Origin of the sequence: Myxococcus sp. CA039A (genome assembly GCF_013336645.1) — a bacterium.
Lineage (GTDB): Bacteria > Myxococcota > Myxococcia > Myxococcales > Myxococcaceae > Myxococcus > Myxococcus llanfairpwllgwyngyllgogerychwyrndrobwllllantysiliogogogochensis.
The window spans coordinates 1-10981 of sequence record NZ_JABUMQ010000083.1 but is presented as its reverse complement, the minus strand read 5'-3'; the positions used below and the strand labels follow the sequence as shown (position 1 = coordinate 10981).

Genomic DNA, 10981 nt, shown 5'->3' with positions numbered 1-10981 from the left:
GAGACCGACACCTGGTGCTTCGTGAAGGCGTGAAGCTTGAGTCCCCGAACAGTCACTCGGAGACGATGGCGGGAGAAGGCCCGCCTCCTGGACGACTTCAGGCCGCGGGGAAGGTGCGGCCCTGCTCGCGCAGCTGCTCCTCGCAGACGGCGGCCACGTGCTCCAGCGTGTTGAACAGGTCCACCATGGAGAGCTGGATGCCCAGCTCCTCTTCGATTCGATTGGCCAGCATCGTCGCCATCAGCGAGTTGCCGCCAATCTCCAGGAAGTGGTCCTCCGGCTTCACGACCTCCGCCCCCAGCAGCTCCCGCCAATACCCGGCGAGCTGTCGCACCAACGGCGTGGTGCTCGACTCAGTGCTCACGTGTGCTCCTCATCATGGTCGGGGACATGCTCAGCCCACCTTCGCGGTGGGCCCCTTCAAACGCTCGCGCAGCAGGTACTTGCGAATCTTCCCCGACGGCGTCTTGGGCATCTCCTCGACGACCTCCAGCCTGTCGGGCCAGTACTGATTCGACATGCCCAGGCCCTTCAGGTGGGCTCGCAGCTCATCCAACGTCGGCGTCTCGTCGCGCGGCACCACCACGGCGCAGACGCGCTCACCGCCGATGCGGTCGTCCGAGTGACCGATGACGGCCACCTCCCGCACCTTCGGATGCGAGTACAGCGCGGACTCCACCTCCACCACGGGCACCTTCTGGCCATAGCGGAAGATGACGTCCTTGAGCCGTCCGACGATGCGGATGCCCCCACGCCCGTCGTCCCGCGCCAGGTCTCCCGTGTCGAACCAGCCCTCTTCGTCGACACACGCGCGGTAGATGTCCTCGCGCTTGAAGTAGCCCAGGCACTGGCTGGCTCCTCGGACGAGCAGTCGGCCGGTGCCCTCCGGATAGGGCGAGCCGTCTTCCGCCAGCGCGGGAACAATCTTCACCTCCATCCAGTCCACGGGCCTGCCGTCGCTGTTGGAAGGCCAGTCCGGCGGATCCTCCCGTCGCGTAATCGTCACCGCGCCGTTCTCCGTCATCCCCCACAGCGTGTGCAGCGGCACGCCGAAGCTCTCGCGCACCGCGGCGATGAGGTGCGGAGGCACGGGGATGGAGCCGGTGGACAGCCGCCGCAACGACGAGGTGTCTCCGCCCCGCTTCTTCTTCGCGGCGATGACATTCATCACGTACGTGGGAATCCCATACATGAACGTGACGCCGTGCTCCTCGATGCAGCGCAGCGTGAGCTCCGGGTCCCCCACGTCCATGTAGACAGCCGTCGCGCCCAGCAACACCGGCATCAGGTACAGGTAGGTAAATCCGCTGGAGGCGGTGAGCAACGAGGGCAGACACACCACGTCGTCGGCGCCCAGCGCCATGGTTTCGACCAGCGCGCGGGTGATGCCGAAGTTGGTGTTGTGCGAGTGGATGACGCCCTTGGGCTCGCCCGTCGTCCCCGACGTATAGAGGACGTTGCACACGTCGTCCGGGCGCGCCGAGCGCGCGTCCAGCTCCGCCTTCGACGTCGAGTCCTCCCAGTGCCGGGCGACGAAGTACGCGTCGAAATCCAGCTCGCCCGCCTCCGACGCCTGCTCGCCCGCCCCGATGAAGACGCGGTGCTTGAGTGACGGCAGCGCGCGCGCCGCCTCGCGCAACATGTCCCGGTGCGAGTGCCCGCTCCAACTCAGGGGTCCTACGTAGACGGATGACTCCGTCCTGCCGAGGATGAACTCCACCTCGCGACGCCGGTAGTCCGGGGGAATGGGCGCGACGACGGCGCCGATGCGCGCGCACGCCAGCGCCAACGCGGTGAACTGCCACCAGTTGGGCAACTGCACCGCCACCAGCTCGCCCCGGCCCACGCCCAGCGACACGAGCGCGCCCGCGAAGCGCTCCACGTAGCGCCCCAGCTCCGCGTAGCTCAGCCGCGTGACGTCCTTGGCGAAGTAGCGGGCCGCGACGATGGCCGTCTTGTCCGGGTGCGTCCGCACCGCTCGACGCAAGTCGTCGAGCACCGTCTCGTCACGCCACCACCCCTTGCTCCGGTACAGCGCCGCCTGCTCCAACGAGGGGCCGCTTCCGAACCGTGCGTCCATATCCGCACCCTCCGTGCACCGTGAGACCGTCCTCGACCGCGTGGGACCATAGCGATTCGCGTGTAAAACCAGCAAGACAGCGAAAGCTCACATGTCTACACCCCAAGGTCGCATCACTCACATTGACGGGCGCGCTCCTGGTTTCCTAGCTTGGAATGAAAGGCGCAGAAATCCATGGTCCAGGTACCTCTCGAGGAGCGCGCCAGACGCATTCGCCGGACCATCCTCCGGCTCGCCGCCACGTCCGTCGGCTGCCACCTCGGTGGCTCGCTGTCGATGGTGGAGCTGTTGGTGGTGTTGCTGGGGCGGGTGATGAAGTTCCGTCCGCGAGAGCCCCGCTGGGAGGAGCGCGATTCGCTCATCCTGTCGAAGGGCCACGCAGCCGCGGGCCTCTACGCCGCGCTCGCCGAGTTCGGCTTCGTCGACACTGAAGACCTGGTGCAACGATACAACGCTGACGGAAGCCCCTTCACCGGACACGTGAATGCGGCGGTGCCGGGCGTTGAGTTTCCCACGGGAAGCCTGGGACACGGCGTGGGGCTGGGCGTGGGGCTGGCCCTGGGCTACCGGCTGCGGCAGCGTTCCAACCGCGTGTTCGTCGTGTGTGGAGACGGGGAGATGGGCGAGGGCTCCAACTGGGAGGCGATGCAAGTCGCCGCGCAGCACCGCTTGTCGCAACTCACGGTGCTGGTCGACCGCAACGGCGGACAGAACGATGGCCCCACGGAGGCCATCCTGTCCCAGGCCTCCCTGGTGGAGCGGCTGCGCGCCTTCGGAATGAGCACCGTCGAGGTGGACGGGCATGACCTGGAAGCGCTGGGGGCCGCGCTGGAGGCGCCCTGTGACGGACCTCGCGCGATTGTCGCCAACACGCAGAAGGGCGCGGGTGTACCCATGCTGCGCGGCAAGGGACCGCACTACGCGACGTTCAACGCCGAGCAGCTTCGCCGCGCGCTCGCCTCCATGGGAGAGGTGACGCCATGACGAGCTCCACGACGTCCAGCGGCGCCGACCTCTTGACGTCGCCCCAGGACTGGCTGCGCGAGCAACCGTCCCTGGCCAACCGGCAGGTGTTCCGACACACCCTGGCGCGACTGGCGGACGTGGAGCCGCGCGTCGTGTTGCTGGAGGCGGACCTCGCGGGTGGAGGAGACCCGTTCGCCGCGCGGCACCCGGGACGTTTCATCAACCTGGGCATCTGCGAGGCGGCGATGCTCGACATCGCGTGTGGCATGGCCGCCACCGGGCACGTCGTCTTCGCCCACACCTTCGCGCCCTTCGGGGCGATGCGCGCGTGCGAGCAGGTGCGGCTGGGGCTCGCCTATGGGCGGGCGAACGTGAAGCTCGTCTGCGACTACGGCGGCCTGTCCGGCGCGTTCTTCGGGCCCACGCACCACGCCATCGAGGACCTGGCGATTCTTCGCGCCATGCCGGGCATGACGGTGGTGTCTCCGGCGGACGGGCTGGAGACGATTCAGGCGACGCGCGCCCTGCTGGAAATGGAAGGGCCGGTGTACCTGCGGCTCGGCCGCAACCGCGTCTCCCGGCTGGACGTGGCGCGGCCCGCGTTCGCGCTCGGGCGCGCCATGTGCCTGCGTGAAGGCAGCGACGTCGGCATCATCGCCCATGGCGAGGTCGGCGTGAGCGTGGCGCTGGACGTGGCGACGCGACTGGAGACGCAGGGGGTGTCCGCGCGCGTGGTGAACCTCCACACGCTCAAGCCCTTCGACGAAGAGGCGATTCTGGAGACGGCCGAGCGCACGCGGCTGCTCGTCACGGTGGAGGAGCACTCCATCCTCGGAGGACTGGGCGGCGCGGTGTGCGAGAGCGTGGCCACCCACGGCCTGGGCCGCCGCGTGGTCCGCGCGGGAATCCAGGACCGCTACGACTCCACGGCGGGCACGCACGAGGCCTTGCTGCAACGACATGGGCTAGAGAGCGCCGCCCTGGTCGACTCGATTCTCACCGCCCTGCCCCGCCCCCGGCTCACGGCGCTGGCACCCGCGGCCAGGAGGGGATGATGCGTCGCCACGAGGTCCACCTCGTCTACACACGGATGCGCACCGAGGAGCGGATGCTCGTCGACGCGCTTCGCGGACGCGGCTGCTCCGTGGAGACCCACGCGGACACGGACCTGGTGCTCCCGCTGAACCGCGAGCCGTGGAAGGACGGCGGCCCGGTGCTGATGCGCAGCATGTCCTTCACCCGCGCGCGCTACCTGTCCTCCATCCTGGAGGTGAAGGGGGCCCGCGTGTTCAACACCGCGCGCTCCATCGCCACCTGCGGCGACAAGGCGCTCACCACGCTCGCGCTGGCCGAGCACGACGTCCCCATGCCCTGGTCCTTCCTGGGCTTCGAGCAGGACGCCTGCGTCGCGGAGATGGAGCAGCGCGGCTATCCCTGCGTGACGAAGCCCGTGCAGGGCTCCTGGGGCCGCATGGTGGCGCGCGTGGACAACAAGCACGCGGCCGAGGGGATGATGTCCATGCGCTTCGAGATGGGCGGCGCCCAGGACCACGTCGCGCTCGTCCAGCAGTACATCGACAAGCCCGGCTACGACTTGCGCGTGTACGTCATCGGCGGCGCCGTCGGTGGCATGCGCCGCCGCTCCGAGCACTGGGTGACGAACACGGCCCGGGGCGCGGTGCCGGAGCGCTACGACGTCCCCGAGTCCCACGCGAAGCTCGCCGAGCGCGCGGCCAAGGCGGTGGGCGGGGAGATGGTCGCGGTGGACCTGCTGGAGACGCGGGACGGCGCGATTCTCGTGAATGAAATCAACCACTGCGTGGAGTTCGCCCGGAGCATCGAGTTCACCGGCATCCCCCTGCCGGAGCTGATGGCGGGCTACCTGGTGGAGGCCATGCGATGACACGCGTCGCGGTGCTCGGAGCGGGAGGTTATGCCGGCGGCGAGGTGCTGCGACTGCTGCTCGCCCACCCGGCGGTGGAGGTGGTCCAGGCCACGTCCGAGCAGCACGCGGGCAAGCGGCTCGACTTCCCACACCCTCACCTGAGAGGACTGGCCACTCCGCGCTTCTCACCGCATGACGCGCTGGAGCCGTGCGACGTGCTCTTGTCCTGCATGCCCTCCGGCGAGCTGATTCGCCGCTGGCCGCAAGTGAGCGCGCGGGCCGGGCGCATCATCGACCTGAGCGCGGACTTCCGCCTGGAGTCCGCCGAGCACGCGCGCTGGTATCCCCGCGCGCCCCGCCCCCCGGACATGCCCGAGTTCGTCTACGGCCTGCCGGAGTGGACGGGCGCGCGCCTCAAGGACGCCCGCTTCGTCGCGGTGCCCGGCTGCATGGCCCACGCGGCCCTGCTGGCCCTGCTGCCGCTGGTGCGCGCGGGGCTGGTGCGGCCCGAAGTCGTGGTCGACGCGAAGACGGGCTCCTCCGGCGGCGGCGCGACACCGGACCGCTCCTCGCATCATCCCGAGCGAGCCTCCGCCCTGCGCTGCTACCGCGCGGTGGGGCATCGACACACGGGCGAAATCGAGGGCGCCACCGAGCGCCTCGCCGGCGTGAGGCCCGTCGTCCACTTCAGCGCGACGGCGGTGCCCAGCGTGCGCGGCGTGCTCGCCACGGTGCATGCCTTCGCGGCGCGCAAGCTGGAGGACGCGTCCGAGCCGCTGCGAGCCCTGGCCTCCACCTACCGCGAGCACCCCTTCGTCCACGTGCTGCGCGCCAACGCGAGCGCGTCTCCCTTCCCGGAGCCCGCGCCCCTGGCCGGCACCAACCACTGCGACCTCGCGGTGGAGGTGGACGCGGAGCGCGGGCGCATCGTCGTGAATGCCGCGTTGGACAACCTGGTGAAGGGCGCGGCGGGCACGGCCGTGCACGCGCTGAATCTCATGCTGGGCAGACCTGAAACGGAGGGCCTCGGCTTCCGGGGCCTCCACCCCCTCTGACGCGAAAGGCTCCCCCCATGAGCGCCCTCACCGTCCTCTACATCACCGGTTGGTGCCGCAGCGGCAGCACCATCATCGGCAACGTGCTCAACGAGGTGGAGGGCTGCTTCCACACCGGTGAGCTCAGCTTCCTGTGGAAGAACGCCTTCGGGAACGGCTCCAACACCCTGTGCGGCTGCGGCACGCACCTGGTCCAGTGTCCGCTCTGGTCCAAGGTGCTGGAGCAGGGCGCCCTCCCTGGCGAATCCCCCGAGGCCCACGCCCTGCGCGTGGTGCGCAGGCAGCAGGACACCGTCCGCACCCGGCACACGTGGCGCGTGCTGCGCCAGGACACGCCTTCGACCGAGCTGTACGAGCACGCGCAGCTCCTCGCGAAGACCTACCGCACCATCGCCGATGCCACCGGCAGCCACGTCATCATCGACAGCGGCAAGTTCCCCTCGGAGGCGGCGCTGTTGCCGCACGTGAGCGGAATCTCGCCGTACTACCTCCATCTGGTACGGGACCCGCGCGCCGTCGCGCACTCGTGGACGAAGACGAAGCAGTACGTCGTCCCCATGTCCGCCGCGCGCAGCACCGCGTACTGGTTCGGCTTCAACGTGGCCTCGGAGCTCGTGACGCGGCGCCACCCGGAGCGCTCGCTGTTCCTGCGGTACGAGGACTTCATTGCCTCACCCGCCGCCACCATCGACTCGCTCTTGAAGCTCATCCAGGAGGACCGCGCCGTCAACCCGGTGAAGGGCCGCACAGTGGTGCTCGGGCGCAACCACACCGTCACCGGCAACCCGGACCGCTTCCTGAGCGGCTCCACGCTGCTGAGGCCCGGTGACGATGCGTGGCGCAAGGAGCTGGCGCCTCGGGTGAAGGCCCTGGTGTCCGCGCTCTCGTGGCCGCTGACGGGGCGGTATGGCTACAGGGGACCTCCGGCGCCCGCGCAGGTCGTTCCAGGGCCGGAGCCCGTCGTGAACGCTGGTGACGCAGGGAGGGAGACACTTGGAACTGGGACTCGCCAATAAGGTCGCGCTCATCGCCGGGGGTTCCAGTGGCTTGGGGCTCGCCGTGGCCGAGGAGCTGGTCAAGGAAGGCGCGCACGTCGCCATCGGCGCGCGCGACGCGGACCGGCTCGCTCGCGCAGAGCAGCACCTGCGCGGACTGGCTCGTGGCAACAGGGTCCTGGCCACGCGGGTGGACCTGCGTGAACACGGCGCCACGCGCGCCTGGGTGGAGGACGTGGCCGGCAAGCTGGGCGGTCCCCACATCGTGGTGACGAACAGCGCGGGCCCCCCGCCGGGCCCCGCCACGAAGTTCGACATCGTGGCGTACCAGGAGGCCATCGACACGGTGATGCTGCCGGCCATCAACCTGGCCCTGGCGGCGCTGCCGTACATGAAGGCCGCGCAGTGGGGACGGCTGCTGCTCATCACCTCGGAGACGGTGGTGCGGCCCGTCGCGCGCTTCGCCCTCTCCGGCACGGCGCGGCTGGGCATCGTCGGCTTCGCGTCCGCGCTGGTGCAGGAGCTGGGCGACTGCGGCGTCACCGTCAACGTGCTCGCCCCCGGCTACACCCGCACGCCTCCGGTGGAGCGCACGGCGGGCACGGGCGGCGCGGACGTGGAGGCCAGCCTGCGGGCCATGGCGGCGCACATTCCGCTGAAGCGCGTGGGGCTTCCGGAGGAGTTCGCGGCGGCGGCGGCGTTCCTCGCGAGCGAGCGCGCGTCGTTCATCACCGGCACGGTGCAGCTCGTCGACGGCGGCGCGAGCGTCATCGGATGAGCACCGCGTCCCAGGTCGATGAAGGCCGCGCGCCGCTGGTGGTGAAGATTGGCGGCGCCGCGGGCGTGGACCTGGACAACGTCTGCGCGGACGTGGCGGAGCTGCGGCGCCAGGGCGAGCGCGTCATCGTGGTGAATGGTGGCTCCGAGGCCGGTGATGCCCTGCTGACCTCGCTGGGCATGGCGCGCACCGAGGCGTTGACCGCCTCCGGCAACGTGGTGCGACTGACGAACGAGGCCACGCTGCGCGTGCTGACGATGGCGTGGGTGGGCGACGTCAACAAGCGCGCGGTGCTCGCGCTGCTGGCCCGGGGCGTCTCGGCGCTCGGCCTGTGCGGCGCGGATGGACGGGTGCTCGTCGCCCGACGACGGCCTCCGCTGAAGCTCCAGGACGGGGAGCGCACCCGCATCGACCGGAGCCACCTCGCGGGGGAGATCAGCGAGGTGAATGCGCGGCTGCTGAACGTGCTGCTGGAGGCAGGGCAGACGCCCGTCGTGTGCCCTCCCGCGGTGACGGAGGACGGGACGCTGGTGAACGTGGACGCGGACCAGGTGGCCGCGGCCATCGCCGCGGTGATGGGGGCTCGGGCGCTGGTGATGCTCTCCAACGTGGCGGGCCTCCTGGAGGACCCGGCCAACGCATCGACGCTCATCCGCCAGAGTGACGACGTCGAGGGTGCCATGCGCTTCGCCAGGGGCCGCATGCGCTACAAGCTGGAGGCGGCTCGGCGCGCGCTCGCGGCGGGCGTGTCCGCCGCCTATGTCACCGCCTCGGGCACCCCGCGCCCCGTGTTGTCCGCGCTCGCGGGCGAGGTCGGGACGAAGCTGACTTCTTCCGGGAAGGTGACCCATGCGAGCCCGTGAGGCGAGCCCGGAGCTGTTGCGGTGGATGCTGGAGCACTACAGCCCCAGCCACCATGAAGCGGACTTCTCTCGCGCGCTGGCCGGGCGACTGGAGCAGCGCGGATGGAAGGCCCACGTGGACCCGGTGGGCAACACCGTGGCCAGCATGGGAGACGGAGACACGTGCATCGCGCTGCTGGGCCACATCGACACCGTGCCGGGCGAAGTCCCCGTGCGACTGGAAGGCACGCGCCTCTTCGGACGCGGGGCGGTGGACGCCAAGGGCGCGCTCGCTGCCTTCATCGAAGCCGTGGAGCTGCTGGACGACTCGGAGCGCGCCGGCAAGCGCTTCCTCCTGCTGGGCTGTGTCGAGGAGGAGGTGGCCATCACCCGGGGCGCGCTGCATGCCCGCGAGCACCACCGGCCGGACTTCGTCGTCAATGGCGAGCCCAGCGGCGCCCACGGCATCACCCTGGGCTACAAGGGCCTCTTGCGCCTGGAGCTCGAGTACCGCGCCAGCCGGCGTCACACCGCCAGCCGTGGCTACCGCGCGCCAGCGGAGTATCTCGTCGACGCGTGGAACGGGCTGCGTCGTCGCTGCGACGAGCGCAACAAGGGGTGCACCCTCTTCGAGCAGGACCTCCCCGCGCTGCTCTCCTTCCAGACGGGCACCGGTGAAGACACGGAGTGGGCCACCGCCCATGTCAACGTGCGCACGGGGCCGACCAGTGACGTGGACGCGCTGCTCGCCTGTCTCGCCGAGGTCCCCGATGTGGCGGTGAAGACGGTGTCGCGAAAGCAGGCCGTCTCCGCCGAGGGCAACGACGCCCTCACGCGCGCTTTCAAGCAGTCCATCCGCGAGCGCGGCGCACGTCCGACGCTTCGAGTGAAGACAGGGACGTCCGACTGGAACACGGTGGCGGACACGTGGAACGTGCCCACCGTCGCGTATGGCCCGGGTGACTCGTCGCTGGACCACACGCCGAACGAGCACATCGAGCTTCCGGAGTACGAGGAAGGCGTCGCGGTGCTGGCTCGCGTGCTGTCACTGCTCCCACTCAAGTCCGGTGGCGCGGGCTGAAGCACACGTCCCTGGACGTCACGTACTCGCGACATCCACGGTCCGAGGCCGCTGCAGGCGCAGCCCCACCATGGCCACGAGGAACAGCGCCGCGGAGCTGGCGGTGACGGCGCGCACGCCCACCCGGTCCGCGAGCGCCCCCTGGGCCCAGACACCCACGGAGTACCCGACGTTGATGAGCAGCATCGCGAGGCTGCTCACCCGCCCCTGCAGCTCCCTGGGCGTGCGCTCCTGATAGCGGGTGCTCAACCCCGTCATCACCACCAGGTACACCGCGCCCAGCACGAACATGGTCCCCATCGCCACGGGCAGCGTCGGGGACAGCCAGTAGAAGACCGTCACCGGCCCCATCACGAGCACGGCGAGGTCCACCACGCGCTCCCGGCCCCAACGGACCGCCAGCGCGCCCACCACGCCCGAGGCCAGCAGCGCCCCCATGCCCTGCATGGAGATGAGCGCGGAAGCGGCGGACGCATCCGAGCCGAACACCTGGAGCGCGAACACCGGCACCAACGCGATGAACGGCGAGATGAACAGCGCCAGGGCGAACAGCGACACCATCGCCATCCGGATGCCCGGCTCCCCTCGCGCCATGCGCGCGCCTTCGACGATGTCCGCCCACAGGCCCTTGGGCTCGATGGGCCTGACCACGGGCGGCTCCGCGTGCACCCGGGACACCGCCAGCAGCACCGCCATGAAGGACAGCGTGTTGAGGAACATCACCCACGCGACACCACCGAAGGCCATGAGCGCCGCGGCGAACACCGGCCCCAGGATGCGGCCCAGGTTGAACTGCGCCGACATCAGCGTCATCGCGCTGTGCAGGTCCTCCTTCGGCACCAGCCCTGTAATCAGCGCCGTGTAGGCCGGCCCCGACAGCACGTGCACACAGCCGTTGAGCAGGGAGATGACGGCCACCGCATGCACGGTGAGGTGGCCGGCGAAGGCCAGCCCCGCCAGACAGGCCGCCAGCAGCGCCTGCGCCACGGCACACAGCGAGATGAAGACACGCCGGTCGAAGCGGTCCGCCAGCGCGCCTCCCAGCGGGGACAACACGAGCGAGGGCAGGTACGTCAGCGCCGCCACTCCGCCCGTCCACTCCGCGCGGCCCGTCACCTCCGTGACGAAGACGCCCAGCGCGAGCACCTCCATCCACGTGCCGACGTTGGAGACGAGCGCCCCCAACCACACGGCCACGAACTGCCTGTGACGCAAGGCACGGAAGGACGACAAGCTCGCCAGGTGCGGGGTGGACACGGGAGCCCGCTTCTAGCAGCCCCCCACCCCGCGCTGGAACAC

Annotated in this window: 11 protein-coding genes; 8 read left to right on the top strand and 3 right to left on the bottom strand. The window is 70.1% G+C overall.

Annotated elements, in window-relative coordinates:
- Positions 1–97 precede the first annotated feature (97 nt).
- Both HR086_RS15995 and HR086_RS15990 read right to left on the bottom strand, forming a co-directional pair.
- Positions 98–364, bottom strand: coding sequence for a phosphopantetheine-binding protein (locus tag HR086_RS15995; protein WP_141642707.1), 267 nt, complete (start codon positions 362–364; stop codon positions 98–100).
- Between the two features lie 30 nt (positions 365–394).
- Positions 395–2080, bottom strand: a complete 1686-nt coding sequence (locus tag HR086_RS15990; protein ID WP_174454754.1) for an AMP-binding protein — start codon at positions 2078–2080, stop codon at positions 395–397.
- 174 nt (positions 2081–2254) lie between these two features.
- Between HR086_RS15990 and HR086_RS15985 the strand changes: the two genes are divergently transcribed.
- From HR086_RS15985 to HR086_RS15950, 8 genes are read left to right on the top strand one after another with little or no spacing between them, the layout of a single operon-like run.
- Positions 2255–3064: a 1-deoxy-D-xylulose-5-phosphate synthase N-terminal domain-containing protein gene (locus HR086_RS15985; RefSeq protein ID WP_174462937.1), complete on the top strand. Its 810-nt coding sequence runs from the start codon at positions 2255–2257 to the stop codon at positions 3062–3064.
- Positions 3061–4101, top strand: coding sequence for a transketolase family protein (locus HR086_RS15980; RefSeq protein WP_174466046.1), 1041 nt, complete (start codon positions 3061–3063; stop codon positions 4099–4101). The genes HR086_RS15985 and HR086_RS15980 overlap by 4 nt, the downstream gene beginning before the upstream one ends.
- The gene (locus HR086_RS15975) at positions 4098–4949 is read left to right on the top strand and encodes a RimK family alpha-L-glutamate ligase (protein ID WP_254614608.1); all 852 of its coding nucleotides are present in this window, start codon (positions 4098–4100) and stop codon (positions 4947–4949) included. The genes HR086_RS15980 and HR086_RS15975 overlap by 4 nt, the downstream gene beginning before the upstream one ends.
- Entirely contained in the window at positions 4946–5986 is a 1041-nt protein-coding gene (gene argC / locus HR086_RS15970; protein WP_174454751.1) for an N-acetyl-gamma-glutamyl-phosphate reductase, read from the top strand. The genes HR086_RS15975 and argC overlap by 4 nt, the downstream gene beginning before the upstream one ends.
- A 17-nt stretch (positions 5987–6003) precedes the next feature.
- Entirely contained in the window at positions 6004–7002 is a 999-nt protein-coding gene (locus tag HR086_RS15965; protein ID WP_174454750.1) for a sulfotransferase, read from the top strand.
- A complete protein-coding gene (locus tag HR086_RS15960) occupies positions 6980–7759 on the top strand; it encodes an SDR family oxidoreductase (protein ID WP_141642713.1) in 780 nt (259 codons plus the stop codon). The genes HR086_RS15965 and HR086_RS15960 overlap by 23 nt, the downstream gene beginning before the upstream one ends.
- Positions 7756–8622 (top strand): [LysW]-aminoadipate kinase, encoded by an 867-nt coding sequence (locus HR086_RS15955; protein ID WP_174466045.1) that lies wholly within the window; start codon positions 7756–7758, stop codon positions 8620–8622. Before HR086_RS15960 ends, HR086_RS15955 begins: the two co-directional genes overlap by 4 nt.
- A complete protein-coding gene (locus HR086_RS15950) occupies positions 8609–9682 on the top strand; it encodes a M20/M25/M40 family metallo-hydrolase (protein WP_174466044.1) in 1074 nt (357 codons plus the stop codon). Before HR086_RS15955 ends, HR086_RS15950 begins: the two co-directional genes overlap by 14 nt.
- An 18-nt stretch (positions 9683–9700) precedes the next feature.
- On the opposite strand, the gene HR086_RS15945 is transcribed toward HR086_RS15950, so the two are convergent.
- Positions 9701–10939 (bottom strand): MFS transporter, encoded by a 1239-nt coding sequence (locus tag HR086_RS15945; protein WP_174466043.1) that lies wholly within the window; start codon positions 10937–10939, stop codon positions 9701–9703.
- Between the last annotated feature and the right edge of the window lie 42 nt (positions 10940–10981).

Coding starts and splice junctions, on each gene's coding strand:
- HR086_RS15990 (WP_174454754.1), bottom strand. CDS start 2,080: ATGGACGCACGGTTCGGAAGCGGCCCCTCGTTGGAGCAGGCGGCGCTG.
- HR086_RS15985 (WP_174462937.1), top strand. CDS start 2,255: ATGGTCCAGGTACCTCTCGAGGAGCGCGCCAGACGCATTCGCCGGACC.
- HR086_RS15980 (WP_174466046.1), top strand. CDS start 3,061: ATGACGAGCTCCACGACGTCCAGCGGCGCCGACCTCTTGACGTCGCCC.
- HR086_RS15975 (WP_254614608.1), top strand. CDS start 4,098: ATGATGCGTCGCCACGAGGTCCACCTCGTCTACACACGGATGCGCACC.
- argC (WP_174454751.1), top strand. CDS start 4,946: ATGACACGCGTCGCGGTGCTCGGAGCGGGAGGTTATGCCGGCGGCGAG.
- HR086_RS15965 (WP_174454750.1), top strand. CDS start 6,004: ATGAGCGCCCTCACCGTCCTCTACATCACCGGTTGGTGCCGCAGCGGC.
- HR086_RS15955 (WP_174466045.1), top strand. CDS start 7,756: ATGAGCACCGCGTCCCAGGTCGATGAAGGCCGCGCGCCGCTGGTGGTG.
- HR086_RS15950 (WP_174466044.1), top strand. CDS start 8,609: ATGCGAGCCCGTGAGGCGAGCCCGGAGCTGTTGCGGTGGATGCTGGAG.